Here is a 21170-nt window from a genome sequence, read left to right on the forward strand (position 1 = left end):
GACGCCGACCAGGTCGCCACCCGCTTCGGCTCCCCCCGGCGCGATCCGCGTCCGACAACACCGCGCCCCTCCGCCAAGCCCGCGCCCTGCTATAGGGCTCAGCGGTATCGCAGCGGTGCGGGCAGCGTCGATCAGGGCCTCCTACGCGGCGTAGGTCTCGACGCCCGCAACGCTCTTGACGGTCCCGTCACCCACCCAGCTGGGGGATACCGGCCGAGTGGGTGACGAGCTGAAAACGCGCTGCGCCCCAAGGCCCCTCCCGTAGCATCGGTGCCCGGACCTGAGTGCTTGCCGGAGCTGAGTGGTGAGGGGAGGGGTCTTCGTGGCCCGGGTCTTCATCAGCTACGCCACCGCCGACCTCGCCACCGCCGGAGAAGTCTCGACCTGGCTGCTCGGCAAAGGCCACAAGACCTTCCTCGCCGCCGAACACCCCATCGGCATCAAGCCCGGCGAGGACTGGAAGCAGGTCCTGTACGACGAGTTGCGGCGGGTCGACGCCGTCGTCTGCGTGGTCACCCGGGCATTCGCCACGTCGAGTTGGTGCGCCGCCGAGGTCGGCATAGCCGACTCGCTGGGCTGCCTGCTGCTGCCGCTGCTCGCCGAACCCGACGTCGACCACCAACTGCTGCGCCACCTCCAGCACGTCGACCTGTCCGCGGGCCCCGCCGAGGCTCGCGCCAAGCTCCTCGAGCAGCTGCGCGCTCTCGACCGACGCGGTCGGCCCCGGTGGCGCGAGGGCGACAACCCCTATCCCGGTCTGGAGCCGTTCACCGCCGAGCTGAGCGCCATGTTCACCGGCCGGGACGATGACTCTGACAAACTGGACCGCTGGCTGCGCCGCCCCGCCGACAACGGTCTGCTTGCCATCGTGGGTCCCTCCGGCTCGGGCAAGTCCTCGTTGCTGCGCGCCGGCCTGCTGCCCCGTCTCGACCGAGGGCCCGGCCGACTCGTCCTCGATCCCTGGACACCCGGTGACGACCCGCTGGGCGAACTCACCGAGTCCCTCGCCGTTCACGCCCACCGCCTCGGCTTGACCCCGGAGGAGGTGCGCGCACCCCGGGGTCCGCGCCTGGCCACGAAGCGCCTGGCCAAGGTGCGCCGCCCGCTGATCGCCATCGACCAGGCCGAGGAGTTGTTCACCCGCAGTCCGGTCGACGCCCGCGCCGAACTGGCGGTGGTGCTGCTCGACGCCGTCGAGCACGGCGCCCGAGTGGTACTCACCCTGCGCTCGGAGTTCCTCGACGACCTCATCGCCCTGATCGGCACGCGCTTCGACACCCACACCCTCGTCCCGCTGCGTCCCGGGGATTTGGAGGACGCCGTCACCAAACCTGCCCGCTTGGCCGGGCTCGAGGTGGAGCAGGGCCTGGCCGCTCGCCTGGTCGCCGACACCGGCCATGCACTGCCCCTGCTCGCCTACACCCTCAACCACCTGGCCGAAGGGCTCAAGCGTGGTGACACCCTGTCCCTGAAGCGCTACGACGGCGGCCGCAGCGTGCGGGAGTTCTTCACCCGCAAGGCCGGCGACGCGCTCGACCGCGCCACCACCCGCGCCGGTTTGACCGCCGACGAGGTGCTGAGCGGCCTGGTGAACCTGGTCGCCGACGACAACGGCCGGCTCGGACGCCGCCGGGTCCGGCTGGACACCCTTCCCGGTCCGCTGCGCGTCGCTTTGGGCGTGTTCGTCGACCAGCGACTGCTCACCGCCACCGACGACGGCTGGGTCGAACCCGCCCACGAAGCCCTGTTCACCGACTGGACACCGTTGCGTGACGCCCTCGAACGCCGCGCCCGCACCCTGACGACCGCCCGCTCGGTCGAGCGCGCCGCCGACGAGTGGCACCGCGCCGGGCGTCCCGACAGCCACCTGTGGGACGCCGACCGGGCGCTGGCCACCCTGTCCGTCCTCGGCCTGCCCACCGATCGTCCGCTCGCCGACCCGCCGTCGGCCGGACGATTACCCGCCGGCCCGGCACCGCCTGCCGACCCGCCCACGGCAGACCCGGCGCCCGACGAGACCACCGACCTCGACAGGCACGGCCGGGAGTTCCTCGCCGCCGTTCTCGACCGGCTCCACCACACCCGTCGGCGCGTGCACCGTCGGCGCAGGCGAACCCTGGCGACGCTCTCCTTCCTGCTCGTCCTGGCGGTCGCCGCGACCGTCGTCGCCGCCGTCCAGTGGCGCACCGCCCGCGACCAGCGCGACAGCGCCACCGCTTACGCCCTGCTCAGCCAGGCTGAAGCCGCCCGCGGCAGTTCACCCCGGCTGGCCCTGCGGCTGGCCCTGGCCGCCCACCACCTCAGGCCCGACGCCGAGGCGATCGCGAACCTCGTCGACACCCTGACCACCACGCGCTACGGCGGCACCCTCGCCAACGACTCCGGCGGGGCCGCGTCCACCGCCATCTCCCCGGACGGCCGCATCCTGGCCACCGGCGGCGCCAACGGCGAGGTGGTCCTGTGGGACCGGACCGACCCCGACCGGCCCCGTCTTCGGGACCAGCCCATCACCTTGGACCACCCCGTCGCCGAAGTCGCCTTTCCGGCTCGCGGCGACCTCGTTCTCGCCGTCGGCGACTCCGACGGTGGCGTGGGACTGTGGGACGTCTCCGGCACGCCAACGCTCCGGCACCGCATTCCCGGTGACCGGCCGGTCACCGCCCTGGCCCAAGACCCGGAGGGGCGCACCCTCGCCGTCGGGAGCCCGGACGGCGCCGTCGAACTGTGGGACACGACGGATCCACACCACCCAGCCGCCCGCGCCACTCTCCGCGGCCACACGAGCCGTGTCTCCTCACTGGCCTTCTCCCCCGGCGGGACCCTCGCCACCGGCAGCGACGACGGCACCGCCATCCTGTGGGACACCAGTGATCCCGCCGCGCCGGCGCGACGCGGCGACCCCCTCACCGACGGCACCCGCCGACCCATCACCTCCCTGGCGCTCTCACCCACCGGCGACCTGTTGCTCACCGGCCGTTCCGACGGCACCGTCGACCTGTGGGACACCGCCACCCTCCAGTCCCTCGGAACACCCCTGACCGGCCACAACGGCGTGGTCTCCGCCGTGGCGTTCACCTCCGGCACCGCCGCGGCCACCGGTGGCGACGACGGCACAGCCATCCTGTGGGACCTCACCGACCGCACTCGACCCCGCCGGTCCGGACCGCCCCTGGTAGGTCACCTCGGCCCCGTCACCTCCCTGTCACCCGGTCCCGGCGGCGACCCCCTCGCCACCACGGGCGCCGCCGGCGAAATCGTCCTGTGGGACCTCGTCGAACGCCCCCGGAGACTCGGCGAGCCCCTGACCGCCCACGAGAAACTCGTCGACTCGGTGGTCTTCGACGGCACCGAGTTGATCACCACCGGTGCGGACGGCAAGCGGCTGCACTGGGACGTCACCGACCCCGTCAACCCCGACCTGCTCTCCCATGACCGCAGCGGCGACGACCTGAGGCGCCCGTTCGGCGTCCACGGCAACATCGATGCCACGCTGGGGTCGGACAACACCGTGCTGCTGTGGGACATCACCGACCCCGTCCACCCCCGACGGCTCGGCCGGCCCCTGGAGGGCCACCGCGGCACGGTCACCGCCCTGGCCTTCAGCGCGGACGGCTGCACCGTCGCGGTCGGCGCCTCCGACGGGGTCACCATCCTGTGGGACATCAGCGACGTCACCGACCCGCACCGCCTCGGCCAGCCGCTGCTGGTCCCCTCGGCCCAGGTCACCGCCCTCGCGTTCGCTCCGGACTCCACCACCATCGCCGTCGGCGACTCGCGCGGCGCCATCACCCTGTGGGACCACGGTGACCCCAACCGGCCCCGACGCCTCGGCGAACCCCTGGCCGGGCACCGCATGGCGGTCAACGCGGTCGCGTTCTCCCCGGACGGGGACGTGCTGGCCACGGGCGGTTCCGACGGCGCCGTGCTGCTGTGGGAGACCGATCCCGTCACCGACCCCGTCGGCCGGGCCTGCGCGGTCGCCGGCGGCGGGCTCGTACCGGACGAGTGGCAGCAGTACCTGCCCGACCTGCCGCACCAACAGACCTGCCCCGGCCAGGAGGCCCCACGATGACACGCCGCACCGCTATCGTGCCGACCATCCTGCTCGCGGTCGCCTGCACAGCGCCCACCACCCCGGCGCCGCCGCCACCGGACGCCGAGCCGTTGGTGTTCTCCGGCAACCCGGCGGGCGGGTCGGTCGCCCTGATCCAGTCGTTCGGCCCGCTCATCGCGATGCTGCGGAAGGAGACCGGCCGCGAGATCCGCATCGAGGAGTCCGGCACCTACCCCCGGTTCATCGAGGGCGTCCGTTCGGGAGAGATCGACTTCGCCGCGTTCGGCCCCCTCTCCTACCTACAGGCCAAGGACCGCGGCGCACGCATCGCCGTGGTCGGCGCGCAGGTCAAGGAAAAGGGCGACCAGCCCGCCTACCGCGCCTACGGCATCGTCCCCGCCGGTTCACCGGTCAAGTCCCTCGCCGACGCCCGCGGGCTGCGGACCTGCTTCGTCGACAAGGGCTCCACCTCCGGCTACCTCTACCCCGCAGCCGCCCTGATGGCTCTGGGCATCAACCCCGCCACCGACGTGCAGGCCAAGTTCGCCGGGACCCACGAGGCCGCGGCGCTCGCCGTCGCCAACGGCCACTGCGACATCGGCTTCGCCTTCGACGCGATGGTCGACCGGCACCTGATCGAGCGCGGCCAGATCACCGCCGACGACCTGGTCCGGGTCTGGCAGTCGGAGCCGATACCCGGCGCGCCCATCGTGGTGTCCGACCACCTGCCCCAAGACCTGCGCGACCGCATCGCCACCGCCATCACCGACAAGGGCAACGCCGACTACCTGCGCACCAACGGCTTCTGCCGCGCCGAATGCCCCCTCGGGGACGCGGGCTCCTACGGCTACGCCCAGGTCTCCGACGACTTCTACGACGAGATTCACCAGCTCTGCCAGGTGGTCGGGCCGGAAGCCTGCACCACCGGCTGACGGCACACGATCCCGACCACGGTCACCACCATCGGGACCATCGGGCAGGCATGCTCCTGCATCCTCGCCCGCTACTACCCACGACGCCACCCTCGCCGCCAGACCGAACCCCGGCAGCCGTGGCGGCGGACCGGGCGGCGCCACGGCCTGAGCTCGATTGGGATGACCGGAATCCAGCCGTGGATGGTGTGGAGCCCTTCATACGCGATCGGGTGAGCATGCCCAGGGCGCTGTGGCGGCGCTGACGGGTGTGGAGGATCTCCAGGTACTCGAAGATCGCGTTGGCCGGTTCGATGCGTGTGCGCCAGCGCCGGCGGTCCGGCAGCTCGGCTTGCATCCGACCCCAGAACGACTCCATCATCGCATTGTCGGGGCAGTTCCCGATCGAGCCCATCGACGGCAACAGGCCGGATTCCTTGGCACGCCTGGTAAAAGCCCACGACGTGAATTGGGCGAGTTCAATCGGTCGATGCAACACCGGGCTGTTGGAGCAACTGTAGTTGCTCGCTGAATACCTCGGCGGGGGTCTTCCAGCCGAGGACTTTGCGGGGCCGGTTGTCCAGGGCCAGGGCGACAGCTTCGAGGTCATCGACGGGCCACCTCGACAGGCCGTGCCCTTGGGGAAGTACTGACGCAGCAGCCCGTTCGTGTTCTCGTTCGTCGGCCGTTGCCACGGTGAGTGGGGGTCGGCGAAGAACACTCTCGTGCCGGTATCGAGAGCGAACCGGGCGTGCGCGGACAGTTCCTTCCCTCGGTCCCGGGTGAGGGTCTTGAGGAGCTGCTCGGGCAGCTTCGTCATCGAAACCATCAGGGCAGCGTTCATCGCGACGGCGCCGTAGCCGCCGAGCGACAGGCCGTTCTTCACGAGTGGTTTCTCGCCCCAGCCCTCCAACCGCGGCAGATGCACCAGGAGCGTGGAGCGGCTGCTGCGCTCGATGAGCGTGCCGATCGCCGAGCGGCCCGTCCCGATGATCAAGTCCCCTTCTCAGTGGCCGGGGACGGCTCGGTCTTCAGCCTCGGCGGGGCGCTCGCTGAGGACGACATCGGCGGTGATGTGTCCCTGCGGCTTGTTCCGCGACCGGACCCTCGGCTCTCGCAGCGCTCGGCCCGTGCGCAGACACGTGACCAGCTCTCGCTTGAGTGCGCCACGCCCCTCGATGAACAGGCACTGGTAGATCGCCTCGTGGCTGATGCGCATGAACTCGTCATCGGGGAAGTCGACCTTCAGACGATGCGCGATCTGCTCCGGACTCCACGCCGTCGACCAGCGCCTGTCTTGACGATGCGGCTTGTTCAACCCCTTCCACGGCGGCGTCCTGGGGCCCGCGACGACCGTGCCGTCAGGGCGACGGACATTGCCGGCGAGCCGGTCCTGCACGTACTCACGCAACCGCTCGTCACTCGCCGGCTTCGCCGTTTTCGGGCGCTTCGCTGCCTGCTGCGCCTTCCACTGGGCCACCACGGCGCGATAGACCGGTTTGCCACCCCTGGTCGCGGCATTGCGCCGCAGCTCACGAGACACGGTCCCAGGGTCGCGGCCGATCATGCGGGCGATCTCACGCACGCCCTTGTCCCGAGCCCTCAGCAGCGCGATCTCTTCCCTCTCAACGAACGACAAGTACCGGCCAGTGGGATCGTCGAAGTTCAGCGGCGTCATCCCGCCAGCGTGTCGAAACCAGCGGATCCCGACCGGTGACGACACGCCGACTCCCTCCGCGGCTTGGACCGTGGTGACCCCGGAGGCGATCAGGCGCCAGAAGTCCCGCTGAACCGCCCGCGACGGCTCCGGCCGCCCGGGTGAGCGCATCGGCGCCCGCGTCGCCCTATCCGCAGCCGACTGACGTCGAGCCCCGCTCGGTGCCTGCGGCACCTGCTTCCTCCGCCATCCCATCCAACACCTCCGTCATCGAAGTGTTGCGACGACCAGTTGAATCCGCCCCTGGTGTTCGGTCAGGCGCGCTGCAACACCTCCGCCTGAGCACTGTGCCTGCCGAGAACCGCAGCACTTCGGCTGACGAGCCTGCTGCCCACGATCGCCCGGGACCAGGACGCGCAGATTCCGGTGCTACGGCAGCAGAACACCGTCCTGAACGGCACTGAACACCGCCCGACCACGAATCGCCCAGGGCAACCGAGCGTTCCTCGCAGCACTGCTGCACCAACTCCCGGCCAACGCACCTCGGCAACCTGATCGACCTTCCTCCGCTCGCAGGCCGGCGCTCTACTGGCCTGCGAGCTCTTCGAGGCCCTCACCCTGGGCGATGTTCGCCTGTGCGCGCTCGCGGAGCCCGCTCCCGACCGGCGACTGACGATCGCGCACCGGGCGGCCCGCCTCTGCGGCACGGTCCTGGACGTCCCCCGGCGAGTGGCCGCCGCGTTACACCCTTAACGATTAATTCTTCCGCTCGCACGAATAGCGGCGCACCATTTGCAGGCCCTGCGGGATCGCCCTCGCCGATTCCTTCCCTGCACAAAGGAGTGCGTCTCGTGAGTATGAGAAATATCCGCCGTTTGGTGCTCGTGTCCGCGGTCGCGTCGTGCCTCGTCGCGGCCGCCCACGGCACGGTCCAGGCGCAACCGGAGGCACCGTCCGGCCGCGCGTTCACCGAGAACGTCGCCGCCGGCGCGGAATACCAGCAGTACATCGTCGGCTTCAAGCCCAGGTCGGAGGCCGGTCGCTCGGCCTCCGTCCGGGCGCGTGCCCTGCGCGCGGCCGGCGAGCGGCACGGCGTGTCGGTGGAGGAAGTGCGGCAGCTTGCGGTCGGCGGACACCTCGTGCGCACCGACAAGAAGCTTTCCGGGGACCAGGCCCGCGGATTCCTGCGTTCGCTGGCCGCCCGCGGCGAGGTCGAATACGTCGAGCCGGACGTCCGCCTCTACTCGACCGCCACCCCGAACGACACCCAGTACAACGACCAGTGGCACTACTGGGAATCGAACGCGGGCATGCGCCTGCCCAAGGCGTGGGACACGGCGGACGGCGCGGGCGTCACCGTCGCCGTGGTGGACACCGGTCGCACGACCCACTCCGACCTCGACGGCAACACCATCGGTGGGTACGACTTCATCAGCGACACGTTCGTCTCCCGGGACGGCAACGGGCGCGACTCCAACCCCCAGGACGAGGGTGACTGGAGCCCGGCCGAGAACGAGTGCCACCAGGGCAGCCCCCGGTCGAACTCGTCCTGGCACGGCACGCACGTCGCGGGCACGATCGCCGCGGTGAGCGGCAACGCCAAGGGCGTGGCCGGTGTCGCGCCGAAGGCCAAGCTGGTCCACGCCCGCGTGCTGGGCCGCTGCGGCGGTTCGCTGTCCGACATCGCCGACGCGGTGATCTGGGCGGCCGGCGGCACGGTCAGCGGCGTCCCGGCCAACCCCAACCCCGCCAAGGTCATCAACATGAGCCTCGGCGGCGGCGGGACGTGCAGCTCCACCTACCAGAACGCGATCAACAGCGCGATCGGGCGTGGCAGCACCGTGGTCGTCGCGGCCGGCAATTCGAACCAGAACGCCTCGAACTCCCAGCCGGCCAACTGCAACAACGTCGTCACCGTGGCCGCGCTGGACCGCGAGGGCAACCGGTCGGTCTTCCGGTCCGACGGCAGCTTCGCCTCCAACTACGGCACCGTCGTCGACATCGCCGCACCCGGCGGTGAGACCTGGACGGCCACCGACGGCAGCAACGGCATCCTGTCCACGCTGAACACCGGCACCACCACGCCCGGCAGCGAGACCTACAAGTACTACCAGGGCACCAGCATGGCCGCGCCCCACGTGGCCGGCCTCGTCGCCCTGATGCTGGGCGAGAAGTCGCTGTCCCCCAGCGCCGTCGAGAGCACCCTGAAGCAGAACGTCCGGCCGATCCCGGGCACCTGCTCCGGCGGTTGCGGCGCAGGTCTGGTCGACGCCGAGAAGACCATTGCTTCCCTCGGAGGTGGTGGCGGCACCCCGCCCACCGGTCAACTGCTGGCCAACCCGGGCTTCGAGTCCGGCGACACCGGCTGGGCCTCCACGTCGGGCGTCATCACCACCGACGCCACCTACCCGGCGCGCACCGGCTCGTGGAAGGCGTGGCTGAACGGCTACGGCCAGTCGCACACCGACACGCTGTCGCAGACCGCCACCATCCCGGCGACCGCGACCGCCGCCACCCTGTCGTTCCACCTGCGGATCGACTCGGCGGAGACCGGGACCGTCGTGTACGACTCCCTGAAGGTGCAGCTCCTCGACTCTACCGGCGCCGTCCTGGCGACGCTGGCGACGTACTCCAACGTCAACGAGGGCACGGCGTACGTCCAGCGGTCGTTCGACTTGAAGGCCCACGCCGGCAAGACCGTCACGATCAGGTTCACCGGGACCGAGGACTCGAACCTCCAGACGTCCTTCGTGATCGACGACACCTCGCTCACCACGAGCTGACGCCCGATCGCCACGCGCGGTGCCCCGCACCCGGCGGGGCACCGCGCGCTCACCCTACGAGAGGACCTTTCCCTGTCGAACCGCGCCGCTTACCGTGCGGGGGTGACGACCGGACAGGACGAGTTCTCCCGGGCACTCCGCGCCGCGATCGAGAAGCGCGGCATCACGCTGGAACGACTGTGCGACCGCCTGCGCCGGCTGGACACGCCGGTCAGCACCGCTACCCTGAGCTACTGGCAGTCCGGCCGCACCCGGCCGGAGCGCCCGGCGTCGCTGAAGGCCCTGAGCAACCTCGAAGCGATCGTGGGGGTGGCGCGCGGCGAGCTGGCGGCGCTGCTCGACCCGCCCAAGCCCCGCGGCCGGGTCGCCTCCCGACCACGGCCGGCGGTGGTCGGCAGCGCGTTCTTCCCCGAGGCGGAGGCGGTCGAACACCTGCTGCGCGGCCTCGACCTCAGCCACGACGGCGGCCTCACCCGGCTCAGCGGCCACGACCGCGTCCACGTCGCCGCCGACCAGTCGCAGGACGTCCGGTGGACCCGGCAGGTGCTCCGCGCCGAGGAGGACGGGATCGACCGGATCGTCGTCATCCACGAGGCGGACCTCCCGTGCGGCGACGTGCCGGAGCTGCGGGCGGTGCGCAACTGCCGCGTCGGCCGGGTCCACACCGACAAGCGGCAGGGGCTGATGGCGGCGGAACTGGTGTTCCCCCGCGCGCTCGCCCGGCACGAGACGATCCTCATCGAGCACGAGGTCACCGAGCCCTCGCCGCGACCCTCGTTCGTCTACGAGCGCCGGTGCCGCACGCCGGTCCGCGAATTCCTGATGGAGGTCCGGTTCGACTCGCGGGCGCTGCCTTCGCGGTGCGTGCGGTACTCCGTGCTGGACGGCGTGGAGAAGTGCCGTCCGGTCGAGCTGGACGAGGATCGGGCCGCGCACCACGTCGTGCTCGATTTCGGTCCGGGACAGTTCGGCGTCCGCTGGGAGTGGCCGCCCGCTGGAGGCGGCACGGGTGAGCGGATCCCCGGTTCGGGGAGGGCGAAGGTTTCTCGGAACTGACGAACCGGCGCACGCTGTCGCCGGCGACCGGGCCGTTGCGCACCGGTCCCCGGCTTCCCCGTTCGCCGACGTCACCCACCGCCTGTCCGCTGGAACGGTGCGATGCTCGTGGCCAGGGCACCGTTGTGCGCGATGCCGGCGACGCGGTCCTCCCGGCACGGCATGCCGACGCCGGCGTGCTCGTACAGGCCGAAGCCGGAACCGACGAACAGCAGCACGATGCCGTGCCCGCTCGCCGCCGTGATCCAAGCCGCAGACATGCCCATGAGCAGCTTCTTGAGCAAGGGCTGGAAGTGCGGCCACTGCACGGTCACCGCTCCGAGCCGGTCGATCCCAGTCCGCCATCCGGGCGTGGGGAGCAGAGAGAGGTGGTCCAGATCGGTGGTCAGCTTGAGCCCACGACGCAGTACCGCCTGGAACAGCGCGTCCCGCCGCACGATGTCGCCGTGCACGCGGTCGGTCGCCTCACCTTCCATGAGCAGCACCGCGAAACTCGATCGGTCGTGCACCCAGACGCGGGCTGGACGTGGAGTTCGACGGTGGCCATTGCATGTGCCTGCTTCCCGACTTGACGGTGGCGGTGGAATACCGCGAGGGGCGTTCAGCCGACTTTCTTTGTTGTCTGCGATCCCGCCGGCCGAGGTGCCCGCGGTCATCGGCAATTGACGTGGCGCCTCAGCGAGCTTGACGAAGACCTGTCCGGCACGGGCGATCAACGAGTCGACCGCGGTGAACACCGGGTCCACGTGCGGGATGAGCCCGTCGGCCACGGCGTCGACCGGAGTTCCGACACCACCGAGTTGATCAGCCGGCCCGACGCCGTTTTATCCACCACCTTTGAGGAACGCAGCTGCCGCCGCTGGATCTGTGTAGGCCGGACGCGCTCACGGCGGACTGTCGATTCCGCGCACGGACCCACGACGCATATGCATCATTCATCGCTGCGCGGATGGCGGTGAACACCCGCTGGGCGCGCACCGTCGACCCCATTGAACGCGACGTGCTCACCGACTTGGCCGCAGGTTGCCCGGACGAGCCGATCATTGTCGAACCCACCTGACCCACGGCCCCGATCGGTTGCCTGCGGTCTTCGCCAGTCAGGGACGTCGCTGCTCGCGGTTGCCGGGTGCGGCACAGCACCCCGGCGATCGGTGTGCACGCGCACCACGGGGCGGCAGGCGGCCCGCGCAGTGACATGGAGGCTCACCGCGGATTCCCTGCGGCGGGCCGGCGGGCGCGCTCCGGGGCGAAGCGGAGCGCTACGCCAGCTTCCGCGCCGTCGCCGCGAACTCGTGCGTCACGGCCTCCAGCGCGTGCGTCGCGCCGAGAATCGCTTGGGGCGGCACGTCGGCGCTCGTGCTGTGGCTGTGCAGCCCCGGAACCGGCTTCGTCATCGGCGTCGCCCCCGTCGACGGCGGCTACGTCGCCCAGTAGCAGCCTGTGGCACACGACAAGTCAACCAAGGGGATCAACGACGAAGAACTGTTCCTGTGGGTCGCGCTCAGCGGCGACAACGACGTCACTTGGATGACATCCCGATCAGCGACCGACGACGCCCTCACCGACGTCGCGGACGAATTCCTGGACAGCTCCCGGATCGACTGGACATCGGTCCACCGGTCCGTCCCGGAGAGCAGCCCTAACACGTACCTCCGGGTCCGACGACGCGAGTCCGCCCGAGCGAAACGCCTCCGCCACCAGCGCGAACATGTCATCGAACCCAGCCCGCCACGCCCGTGATCGCGACACACCGACCGACATCGCACACTGCGGCTGCCGTACTAGCGTTCCCATCCACGGCGGGGCGTGCGGTTGCCGAGCCGGTCGTCGCGGCTGCGGTAGACGATGTACGGGCGGGTCAGGTACCCGAGCGGCATGGAGAAGACGTGCACGAGCCGGCTGAACGGCCAGAACGCGAACAGCGCCCAGGCGGCGAGGGCGTGCAGCTTGAAACCGAGGGGCGCGGCCTCCATCAGGTCGGGTCGGGGTTGGAGGAAGAAGATCGAGCGGAACCACGGCGAGACGGTCTGGCGGTAGTCGTGCGGCGCGTCGGTGAGGTTGCCCAGAACGGTGGTGCCCAGCCCCAGCACGATGGTGCCGACCAGGAGCACGTACATGACTTTGTCGTTGCGGGTCGTGGCGGAGAACACCGGGCCGACGGTGCGCCTGCGGTAGACCAGGATCGCGGCGCCGGCCAGGGTGCAGAACCCGGCCAGGACGCCGAGGCCGACGGCGACGACGTGGTAGGCGTCGTCGCTGATGCCCGCCGCCTCGGTCCACGATTCGGGGATGAGCAGGCCGCCGACGTGGCCGAGCGCGACGAGCAGGACGCCGAAGTGGAACATCGGGCTGCCGAGCCGCAGCAAGCGGTTCTCGTACAGCTGTGACGACCGCGTGGTCCAGCCGAACTTGTCGTAGCGGTAGCGCCACACGTGGCCGACGATGAACGTCGCGATCGCGGCATAGGGGACCGCCACCCAGAGCAGGACGCTCACCGGCCACCTCCGGGCGGCATGTGGTCGGGCGGTCCGAACGGCGCGAGCCCCACTTCTTCCTCCGGCGGGGTGACTGCGGCGAGGCGCGCGACCGCGTCGCGCTCGTGCCGGCCGAGTGGGGGCAGGGTGGCCGAGACCGAGTCCAGCAGGTGCGCCCACGGCGAGGACGTCTCGTGCAGGCCCAGCCGCGGGCACGGTGGAGATCGTCGCCCTGCTCACGCCCGACGACGTGGTGTCGGCCAGGCCCGGAGGCGGTCAGGCCGACGTTCTGGTGGGCGCCACGAATATCACTGGGAACCGACGCCCGTCGCCGCCGAGGACAAGCACATCGGCGTCGCGACCGACAGCGGCGTCACCGTATGGGCGCGGGGCGGTGGGGCACCCCGTCGCCAACTCGCCGGTGGCGTGCGCACGCCTCGGCGTCATCGGCTCTTCGGCGGGGCCGACAGCACCTGTCAGCGCCGCCGGCGTTCACCGCCGCCACCACCCTGATCCGCACGACGGCATCCCGAAACCTTCTCGATGAGCGCGCGCAGGCGCCAGATCGGGAACTGCACCACCGGTCACCGTGCCGAAACGCCCTGTCAGGGCGAGAACCCGGTGCGAACGTCAACCGGGCAGGTGGACCGGCTTGTGGGTGATGCCCTCGATGTCTGACGCCGTGGCGTCGAGGAGCTTGTGCGCCAGGTCGGACAGCGCCCGCGCGGCGGCGAGCTCGTCACCGATCTCCGGGACGTTCCTGTCGGCCGGGTTCAGCCTCGCGGTGCCGACACCGACCATGCGGGTGTCGTCCCCCGTGCGCAGTCGGGCCTTGGCCCTGGTCTTCTCCTCGTGCTCGTCGATGGTGATGTCGACGCGCCACTCCTTCATCGTGCTCATCGGGTTCTCCAGTCGGTCGGGTACCTCATCCTCAGCGGTCGTCGGGGTGACGTGGTGTTCGATCCAGAGGGCATGGTGAGCCTCTCCCCCGTCGGTACTTCGAGCATGCTCCTCGGACGCCATGCGGCACAGGGACCGTCGGTTCACACGGGTCGAAAACGACTTCCTCGTCCGAGGTTTCACCGAGCAGGAGGTCGAGGGTGACGCGAGCCGGCTCTACGCTCGCGGACACGCTCCAGACGGCGGCACCGCGGCCGTTGGCAAGGAACACCGTGCACGCACTCGCCGACCAACGGGGCGACAGCTCGCCGGCAAGGGAAAACACCTGGCGGAGGTGCACCGATTGATAATCGAGGTCCACCGCGACGAACTGACCCGCCTGCGCACCGAATGCGCCACCCATGCCTCCGCGTTGCCGGACCGCGACCCGGCCGACGAATTACCACGTGCCGGCGGACAAGTCCTCACCGGGCACGGGCTCCTCAAATCGGTTGCGCCGTCCAAACGGGGCCGTACACCATCGGGTTCATGACGGACGGGAGTTCGGCTCTGCCCCGGCGTGCGTTCGGCTGGGAGGACGTGTGGGTCGGCCCGGAGGCAGACCCACGTGAGGCCGGTGGGCTGTACTCCGGCGAGCGCCAGACCCTCGTGCGCTACCTGCGTGACCGGCGGTTGACGCTGGAGATGAAGTGCGCCGGGCTGGACGCGGAGGGCATGGCACGCCGCTCGGTGCCGCCGTCAGACCTGTCGCTCCTCGGGCTGGTGCGGCACCTGGCGGAGGTCGAGCAGTACTGGTTCCGGCGGGTGCTGACCGGTGAGGACGTCCCACCGCACTACACGTCCGCGACCGTCGCGTTCGGCGAGACGACGGCCGATCCCGAGGAGGTCGAGGACGCCTGGGCCACCTGGCGGTCCGAGGTCGCCTTCGCCGAACGGTTCGTGGCCGAAGCGCCGGACCTGGACGTGCTGGGCGGCGGCAACCCCGAGTACGCCCCGGTCCCGCTGCGCGAGGTGCTGATCCACATGATCGAGGAGTACGCCCGGCACAACGGCCACGCCGACCTCATCCGCGAGCGGATCGACGGCCGGGTCGGGCAATGAGGGCCTACCGGGCCTTTGCCACGTAACGGTGCGCGGCGCGAGCGGTGAACGCGATCGAGTCACCGTGGCGCGCAACAACGACACCTGCCGGCCGGTCCGCGTGTCCACCAGCAACGGCCACAGCGCCGTGAAGTAGGACCCGACCGCGTCGAGCGTGCTCCTGCGCCAGGTCCAGGAAACGCGGCAGGTCGAGACCGGCCTCCGCGTCGAGCACACCCCGCTGCGGCTCATGCAGGTTCCACGGGATGTAGGTGTCGATCGTGTTGAGTCCCATCCACTTCGCCTCGCGCATCCGGTCCGCCCACAACTCTGGATGCACGCGGAAGTAGTGCAACGCGCCGGAAATCATCCGGAACGGGGCGCCGTCGAGGGTGAAGCCCTGCTCCTGGCCGTACTCGACGGACGCGTCCTGCCAGGCGCTGAGCCCGTCGTACAGCGGGGTGTCCGACACGTAGGCCTTGCCGAGGGTGTCGTTGAAGACGCTGTTGGCGTAGACCTGGAACGGCGGGTAGGACCACCCGCTGATGACGTTGCGCCTCCTGGGCGAAGATCTCGTTCGCCTCCTGGCCACTGAGTTGGGGAACTCGGCACCCAGGAACTCGGGGGACGACAGCTCCGCAGTGGTCGCGGGGAACGCGCCGCCGGCGACGCGCAGCTGCACGCCCTCCTCGGCGGTGGCGTACTTGAGGAACGCCTTGGCCAACGCCTTGTTGCCACCGGCGGCCGGTCCGGACAGCGCGCTGCCGCCGTTCTCCGCGCTCGCCTTGTCACCGGGGTTCCACTGGGGCAGCGGGGCGACCCGCCACTTGCCCGCGCCCGCCTCGACGCCCGACAGGAGGTTGGCGGGCATCCAGAGCTTCCGCGATCCGGCCTTCCCCTTGCCGGACATCGCTTTCCCGATCCGCCCGCCGGTCGGCCCGCCGGCCCGGTCGGACACACCCACCGTGTACTTCACCCTGGGCACGGTGTTCAACACCGAATCCGGCGACTGCTCTCCCGGGTCCTGGTCGGGCTGCGCGACCTCCCGGTCACCGTGGTGGCCACGTCGGCCGGCACATCGACCCGGCCGAATTCGGCGAGCAGTCGGCCAACGTCCGCATCGCCCGCTACCTCCCGCAAGCCGAGGTGCTGCCAGGCTGCGATCTGGTGATCGCGCACGGCGGCTCGGGCAGCGTGATCGGCGCGCTGGCGCACGGCCTGCCCACCGTGCTGCTGCCCCTCGGCGCCGACCAGCCGCACAACGCCGGACAGTGCGTGCGACTCGGCGTGGGCAGGGAACTGGACCCGATCGCCGTCACCCCGCTGGACGTGCGGGCCGCGGTGGCCGAGGTGTTGGCGGATTCGAGTTACCGGCGTGCGGCCGAACAGGTGCGGGCGGAGATGCTCGAGTTGCCCGACCCCCGCACAGGCGGTGCCGCTGCTGGAGCGGTTGACCACTTCGGCGGCAGGTGTCCGAGGCTGACCACGGTGGTCACGCACCCGTCGTGGAACCGGGCCGGACGATCATCAGCACGACGACGACCGCCCACAGCAGGTTGAACACGCCGGTCGACATGGCGAGCCGGTTGCCCGTCTGCCCGGCCAGGACCCGGCGCTGAACAGGCAGGATGGCCAGCACCAGCAGACCCGCGGCGATCGCGGTCAACACCACCGACGTCAGCAGCCACGCGTCACCGAGAACGCCCAGGCTGACGCCGGTGGCGACCCCGAAGACCGGCACGGCAATGCCAACACCCGCGTACGTGCGGCAGGTCCGGTGCAGGAACACCGCGACACCGGTCGGCGACTCCCGTGCGAACCGCGGGAACAGCGACGCGGCCACCGCGATCGGACCGATGGCGAGGATCGCGGCGAGGACGTGCACCGAGAGCAGCAGCTTGGTCACCAGGTCTCCTTAGTAGGTAGGCAGCCAACATATGTCGACTGCCAATAGGTACCACAGCTACCTAGCTCCTGTGTAGGCTGTCAACCTATGAAGGCGGACGCGGTGCGCGGGCACCTGGACGCGATGCTGCTCGCGGTGCTCGAACCGGGGCCGCTGCACGGCTATGCGGTCATCACCGCGGTTCAGCAGCGCAGCGGTGGCGTGCTGGAACTGCGCACCGGCACCGTGTACCCGGCGTTGAACCGGTTGGAGCGACTGGGATTGCTCCACAGCCGCTGGCAACCCGTGTCCGACCGCCCCCGACGCTGCTACGAACTCACCGACGCGGGCCGGCGCAGTCTGGCCGCCGAACGGTCGACGTGGCAGGACTTCACCACCGCGATCAGTGCCGTCCTCGACCTGGCCACGCCCGCCGGGCGCACCACGTGACCACCGCGGATCCCGTGGAGGACTACCTGGCGACGCTGACCACATCCCTGCACGGCCCGGCCCGGGCCAAGGCCGCCATGATGCGTGAAGTCCGCGACGGCCTCGCCGATGCGGTCGAGGCACAGACCCGCTTCGGCGTGCCCCACGACCAGGCCGCCCACCGGGCCGTGCGGGACTTCGGCAGGGCAGACGAGATCGCCCCGTCGTTCCAACGCGAACTGACCATCGCCCAGACCCGCCGCACCGCCCGCGCCGCCGCCGTGGCCGTGCCGGTCCTGGTCGTCTGCCAACTCCTCCTGCACACCGCCGCCCGCGACCCGGACTGGCGACTCGGCGCGCTCGCCGCGCATCTGGCCGCCCTGGCCACCGCCGCCGGCCTACTGGCCGTAACGGCCCTGACCGCCACCGGCCCCCTGACCCGCCTGCTGCCAACCCCGCACCGACTACCGGCAGCCGTAGCCTGGACCGCGACCGCCGCCGCGGTGGGCATGGCGCTCGCCGCGGTAGCCCTCGCCGTCACCTCGGCCCTGTCCGCGAACTGGCCGCTGACCGCACTCGCCGGCGTGCTCGCCACCGTCGCCCACGGCGTGGTCGCCGCATCGGCCCGCGCCTGCCGTCAGTGCGCCCGAGCCGTGCAGGAACACCGCTGAGGTCACCGGACGCATCGGCCGGCGTCCAGGTGAAGTCGAACTCGATGTCGACGAAAGGCCGGGATGATGGGCGTGCCGAATGCGCCGACCACCCTGTGGGGTGCCAGAACTCTGCACTGAGGCGCTGAGCTGCGGCGATCGCGCACCACGTGCTTCAGGAGCATGATCGTGAGGCGTGGCGCTACGACTGCTCTACCTGATCTTCGCCCAGGTCGTCGGCTGGTTGGTTCTGCTCGGTCGGTCATCGGCGGCCAAGGACGTGGAGTTGCTGGTACTGCGACACGAGGTCGCCGTGCTGCGCCGGGCCAGCCCTCGCCCGCGACTGGACTGGGCCGATCGTGCGGTGCTCGCCGCGTTGGCGCGATGCCTGTCCGACTGGTTACGACACCACCGGCTGGTGACTCCGGGCACCGTCCTGCGGTGGCACCGACGACTGGTCGCACAGAAGTGGACCTACCCCAACCGCACCGGCCGACCACGGATCGACGATGCCACTGTGGCGTTGATCGAGCGGATGGCCCGGGAGAACACCGGATGGGGCTACCGCCGGATCCAGGGCGAGTTACTCAAACTCGGCCACCGAGTAGCCGCCTCAACAGTTCGCCGCGTGCTCAAGCGCCTGCGAGTCCCACCCGCGCCCCAGCGCGACACCGACACCTCCTGGCGACGATTCCTACGCGCGCAGGCCTCCGGCATGTTGGCCTGCGACTTCTTCCACGTCGACTGCGCGGTCACCCTCAAGCGGGTCTACGTGTTCTTCGTGATGGAGGTCGCCACCCGCTACGTCCACATCCTCGGCACCACTACGAACCCCGAAGGGGCATGGACCACCCAACAAGCCCGCAACCTGCTCATGGACCTGGGTGACCGGGCAGACGACTTCCGGTTCCTCATCCGAGATCGAGCCGGTCAGTTCACTACCTCGTTCGACGCGGCCATCTCCGGCGCAGACATCCAGGTTGTAAAGATCCCACCACGGTGTCCGCGAGCCAACGCCTACGCCGAGCGGTTCATCGGGACCGTCAGACGCGAAATCACCGACCGACTGCTCATCCTCAACGAACACCACCTGCGGGTCGTGCTGGGCCGCTACGCGGTCCACTACAACCACCGCCGACCACACCAAGCCCTACAACTCATACCACCACGACCAGACCAGCCGATCGCTGAACCGGGCCGCGCCTCGATACGCCGTCGACCAGTCCTCGGCGGCCTGATCAACGAGTACGAACTCACAGCAGCATAACCGCAGCTCAGCGCGTACGGCCGACTTCTGGCACCCCCCAGGGAGATCGCGAGGCTGTAGGCCCGTCCGATCCCTCGTTCAGCCGCGCTCACCACCGTGATCCGCGACGTGGGGTCGGCGTACTTGCGCAGGGCGTCGAGGAACCACGCCGGCGAGCCGTTGGCTGACACGATCACCGGGCAGGACAGGTCGATGGACGCCAGGCAGCGGAAGATGAGCGGGTCGTCGCACACGGGGATGACCACGGTGATCTCCGACTCGACAGCCGCGGTCATGAGGGCCGCCCCTGCGAGGTGACCGCGTCCTCGAACCGCTGGAGCACTGCGTCGGGGTCGACCGCGGTGACGACGTGGTGCGCCGCATCGCCTTCCGACAAGGTCGTCATACCTCGCCGGGCGATATCCGTGAACACCGTGAGGGTGCCTCCGGCAGAGGAGCACGGCACCGCCTCGTCCATGAGCAGAACGGCGACCACCACGTCCCAGATCGGTTCGCGATCACGCCCGTCTTCCCGCGGGGACACGCGTTCCAGTTCGTCGAGCGCCCTGCCGAAGGGCGTCCGCGCCAGCCTGATCCGATCGACCCGCGTGATGTCCAGGCGAGGTGCTCCGGTCACTTCAAGCGGTACCACGGTGACCTTCTCCCAGGCTGCCGACAGGCACTCGCGGAGTGCGTGGGGGTCGGCAAAGGCGTTGAACTCGGCCGCCTCCGTCACGTTGCCCCGCGTCGTGGCGCCGCCGGACACCCACAGTCGGTGCCTGCTCAGCACCGAGGAGTCGAGCATCCGCACGGCGCGGGCGATGTTCGTGGTCGGCCCCAGCGCAAGCACGTCGCACCCCGGTGAACGCGCCAAGGCGGCGGCGAGTTCCGCCGCCGCCGGACCATCGTCGACCGCGTCCTCCCAGAACGAGTCGTCATCGGCCCTGAGCGAGGCGACATAGGTGTCCGCCGGCAGCGACCCGACGACGGCACGCAGGTCTCGCTGTACCGAACCGTCCCAGTGCAGTGGCCGCTCGGCGCCCGCCCGCACCACGACGTCGACGCCGTGAGCCCGGGTCAGCGCCAGAGCCGCTCTCGCCGACGAGTGCGCCGTCAAGTTGCCGAACACCGTCGTGATGAGGTCCGGGACACGCCCCGACGCGAAGAGGTAGTGGAGCGCGAAGGCATCGTCGTTGAGGTCCGAGGTGTCCGTGTCGACGATCAGATGACGAGGTGCCCTACGTGTCGATGTCATCCGCATCCCTCATGTCCATCCAGTACCTGAGCACCTGCGCATAACCGCGGCCCACGGGCTCCAACACCTCGACCGCGACGGTTGGCGGCATCGCCGTCACCGCTACCACCTCCTCGGCGCCCACGGGGTTCGTGGGAGCGCTCACGAGCTCGCCGTCCACCACCGCCCACAGCCACGACTTCAAGGGGAACGGGGAGGGGCCCTGACCAACACGATCCAGGGCGGACGACCACCCGGTTCGAAGAACCATGTTGTTGCGCAACGCTTCCACGTGCAGTAGTGACGATAGGGCCCGCTCCAGCGGGTTCATGTTCTGTTTGCGGTGTGGATTCCGGTGAAGAGGATCATGAGGCTGGTGAAGCTGGGTAGGGCGGTGAGTGCGGTGATCCAGAAAGCGGGATGCCTCCGGCGGAGGAAGAGCCAGGTGATGAGTGTGGCGAGGAGCCAGGGGAAGAGCATTCGCCCGAGCACTACCCCGAGTGTGTGGCCGGAGACCGGTGGGCCGACGGTGGCGATGATGAGCACGAGCGTCGCTCCGACCCAACGAGTGTGGCGAGCATGCAGCGCGCGAACGAGGTCGTCAACGAACGGGTGCGGGTTGCGGCAGTGAACCAGGGTAGGGCGGGTGTTGCGGAACGGGTTGAGGCTGTGCTCTGGGGGACGGCGGACGTCCGCCGTTGGGGGTGTGGTCGAAGTCCATGGAGGCTCGCCTTTCTACGCGGTGCTGCGGACAGTAGCGGGTACGTATCGACGGATTTGGTGCCGGCGCGAATGTGACGGACGTGTTGCC

At 70.2% G+C, this 21170-nt stretch carries 18 protein-coding genes and 1 pseudogene; 9 read left to right on the forward strand and 10 right to left on the reverse strand.

The genetic code is table 11. The features are described 5' to 3' along the window. The first annotated feature begins 322 nt into the window (after nucleotides 1–322). Both F4560_RS15665 and F4560_RS15670 read left to right on the forward strand, forming a co-directional pair. A complete protein-coding gene (locus tag F4560_RS15665) occupies nucleotides 323–4072 on the forward strand; it encodes an nSTAND1 domain-containing NTPase (RefSeq protein WP_184920774.1) in 3750 nt (1249 codons plus the stop codon). After that, nucleotides 4069–4986 (forward strand): phosphate/phosphite/phosphonate ABC transporter substrate-binding protein, encoded by a 918-nt coding sequence (locus F4560_RS15670; RefSeq protein ID WP_184920775.1) that lies wholly within the window; start codon nucleotides 4069–4071, stop codon nucleotides 4984–4986. The genes F4560_RS15665 and F4560_RS15670 overlap by 4 nt, the downstream gene beginning before the upstream one ends. 458 nt (nucleotides 4987–5444) lie before the next feature. On the opposite strand, the pseudogene F4560_RS15680 reads toward F4560_RS15670, so the two are convergent. Then, nucleotides 5445–6793, reverse strand: a pseudogene (locus tag F4560_RS15680) (IS30 family transposase). A 686-nt stretch (nucleotides 6794–7479) separates the two neighbouring features. On the opposite strand from F4560_RS15680, the gene F4560_RS15685 reads away from it, so the two are divergent. Together F4560_RS15685 and F4560_RS15690 are read left to right on the forward strand one after the other, a co-directional pair. Next, nucleotides 7480–9405 (forward strand): S8 family peptidase, encoded by a 1926-nt coding sequence (locus tag F4560_RS15685; RefSeq protein WP_184929162.1) that lies wholly within the window; start codon nucleotides 7480–7482, stop codon nucleotides 9403–9405. Nucleotides 9406–9507: 102 nt separating this feature from the next. Further along, entirely contained in the window at nucleotides 9508–10461 is a 954-nt protein-coding gene (locus F4560_RS15690; RefSeq protein ID WP_184920777.1) for a helix-turn-helix domain-containing protein, read from the forward strand. A gap of 71 nt (nucleotides 10462–10532) precedes the next feature. Here the strand turns inward: F4560_RS15690 and F4560_RS15695 are convergent, their stop codons facing one another. From F4560_RS15695 to F4560_RS15705, 4 genes are all read right to left on the reverse strand, one after another. Next, the gene (locus F4560_RS15695) at nucleotides 10533–10946 is read right to left on the reverse strand and encodes a hypothetical protein (protein ID WP_184920779.1); all 414 of its coding nucleotides are present in this window, start codon (nucleotides 10944–10946) and stop codon (nucleotides 10533–10535) included. A 774-nt stretch (nucleotides 10947–11720) separates the two neighbouring features. Continuing rightward, nucleotides 11721–11855 carry a hypothetical protein gene (locus tag F4560_RS45595; protein ID WP_281391918.1) on the reverse strand — a complete coding sequence of 45 codons (135 nt, stop codon included), beginning with the start codon at nucleotides 11853–11855 and terminating at the stop codon, nucleotides 11721–11723. Nucleotides 11856–12242: 387 nt separating this feature from the next. After that, the gene (gene narI / locus F4560_RS15700; protein ID WP_184920781.1) at nucleotides 12243–12956 is read right to left on the reverse strand and encodes a respiratory nitrate reductase subunit gamma; all 714 of its coding nucleotides are present in this window, start codon (nucleotides 12954–12956) and stop codon (nucleotides 12243–12245) included. A gap of 609 nt (nucleotides 12957–13565) precedes the next feature. Beyond that, nucleotides 13566–13835, reverse strand: coding sequence for a DUF1876 domain-containing protein (locus F4560_RS15705; protein WP_246477814.1), 270 nt, complete (start codon nucleotides 13833–13835; stop codon nucleotides 13566–13568). 528 nt (nucleotides 13836–14363) lie between these two features. Here F4560_RS15705 and F4560_RS15710 point away from each other — a divergent pair. Next, a complete protein-coding gene (locus F4560_RS15710) occupies nucleotides 14364–14936 on the forward strand; it encodes a DinB family protein (RefSeq protein WP_184920783.1) in 573 nt (190 codons plus the stop codon). Nucleotides 14937–14940: 4 nt separating this feature from the next. On the opposite strand, the gene F4560_RS15715 is transcribed toward F4560_RS15710, so the two are convergent. Continuing rightward, nucleotides 14941–15891: a beta-galactosidase gene (locus tag F4560_RS15715; protein ID WP_221483511.1), complete on the reverse strand. Its 951-nt coding sequence runs from the start codon at nucleotides 15889–15891 to the stop codon at nucleotides 14941–14943. A 101-nt stretch (nucleotides 15892–15992) separates the two neighbouring features. Between F4560_RS15715 and F4560_RS15720 the strand changes: the two genes are divergently transcribed. Then, entirely contained in the window at nucleotides 15993–16475 is a 483-nt protein-coding gene (locus F4560_RS15720) for a glycosyltransferase (RefSeq protein WP_312869851.1), read from the forward strand. Here the strand turns inward: F4560_RS15720 and F4560_RS15725 are convergent. After that, entirely contained in the window at nucleotides 16408–16821 is a 414-nt protein-coding gene (locus F4560_RS15725) for a hypothetical protein (RefSeq protein ID WP_184920784.1), read from the reverse strand. The two genes, F4560_RS15720 and F4560_RS15725, sit on opposite strands and share 68 nt — an antisense overlap. 87 nt (nucleotides 16822–16908) lie before the next feature. On the opposite strand from F4560_RS15725, the gene F4560_RS15730 reads away from it, so the two are divergent. The 3 genes from F4560_RS15730 (at nucleotide 16909) to F4560_RS44590 (ending at nucleotide 19146) form a co-directional block, all read left to right on the forward strand. Next, nucleotides 16909–17250 carry a PadR family transcriptional regulator gene (locus tag F4560_RS15730; protein ID WP_184920787.1) on the forward strand — a complete coding sequence of 114 codons (342 nt, stop codon included), beginning with the start codon at nucleotides 16909–16911 and terminating at the stop codon, nucleotides 17248–17250. Continuing rightward, nucleotides 17247–17900 carry a permease prefix domain 1-containing protein gene (locus F4560_RS15735; protein ID WP_184920789.1) on the forward strand — a complete coding sequence of 218 codons (654 nt, stop codon included), beginning with the start codon at nucleotides 17247–17249 and terminating at the stop codon, nucleotides 17898–17900. The genes F4560_RS15730 and F4560_RS15735 overlap by 4 nt, the downstream gene beginning before the upstream one ends. Before the next feature lie 175 nt (nucleotides 17901–18075). Beyond that, a complete protein-coding gene (locus tag F4560_RS44590) occupies nucleotides 18076–19146 on the forward strand; it encodes an integrase core domain-containing protein (RefSeq protein WP_184920790.1) in 1071 nt (356 codons plus the stop codon). A gap of 271 nt (nucleotides 19147–19417) precedes the next feature. On the opposite strand, the gene F4560_RS15745 is transcribed toward F4560_RS44590, so the two are convergent. From F4560_RS15745 to F4560_RS15755, 3 genes are all read right to left on the reverse strand, one after another. After that, entirely contained in the window at nucleotides 19418–20380 is a 963-nt protein-coding gene (locus F4560_RS15745; protein WP_184920791.1) for a nucleoside hydrolase, read from the reverse strand. After that, nucleotides 20364–20564 carry a hypothetical protein gene (locus tag F4560_RS15750; RefSeq protein ID WP_184920792.1) on the reverse strand — a complete coding sequence of 67 codons (201 nt, stop codon included), beginning with the start codon at nucleotides 20562–20564 and terminating at the stop codon, nucleotides 20364–20366. The genes F4560_RS15745 and F4560_RS15750 overlap by 17 nt, the downstream gene beginning before the upstream one ends. A gap of 122 nt (nucleotides 20565–20686) precedes the next feature. After that, nucleotides 20687–20905 carry a hypothetical protein gene (locus tag F4560_RS15755; RefSeq protein WP_184920793.1) on the reverse strand — a complete coding sequence of 73 codons (219 nt, stop codon included), beginning with the start codon at nucleotides 20903–20905 and terminating at the stop codon, nucleotides 20687–20689. Nucleotides 20906–21170: the final 265 nt, after the last annotated feature.

Source organism: Saccharothrix ecbatanensis (assembly GCF_014205015.1).
Taxonomy (GTDB): Bacteria; Actinomycetota; Actinomycetes; order Mycobacteriales; family Pseudonocardiaceae; genus Actinosynnema; species Actinosynnema ecbatanense.

Excerpts from the sequence above, each read along its gene's own strand:
- F4560_RS15670 (WP_184920775.1), top strand. The coding sequence starts at position 4,069 with ATGACACGCCGCACCGCTATCGTGCCGACCATCCTGCTCGCGGTCGCC.
- F4560_RS15685 (WP_184929162.1), top strand. The coding sequence starts at position 7,480 with ATGAGAAATATCCGCCGTTTGGTGCTCGTGTCCGCGGTCGCGTCGTGC.
- F4560_RS45595 (WP_281391918.1), bottom strand. The coding sequence starts at position 11,855 with ATGACGAAGCCGGTTCCGGGGCTGCACAGCCACAGCACGAGCGCCGAC.
- F4560_RS15705 (WP_246477814.1), bottom strand. The coding sequence starts at position 13,835 with ATGAGCACGATGAAGGAGTGGCGCGTCGACATCACCATCGACGAGCAC.
- F4560_RS15710 (WP_184920783.1), top strand. The coding sequence starts at position 14,364 with ATGACGGACGGGAGTTCGGCTCTGCCCCGGCGTGCGTTCGGCTGGGAG.
- F4560_RS15730 (WP_184920787.1), top strand. The coding sequence starts at position 16,909 with ATGAAGGCGGACGCGGTGCGCGGGCACCTGGACGCGATGCTGCTCGCG.
- F4560_RS15745 (WP_184920791.1), bottom strand. The coding sequence starts at position 20,380 with ATGACATCGACACGTAGGGCACCTCGTCATCTGATCGTCGACACGGAC.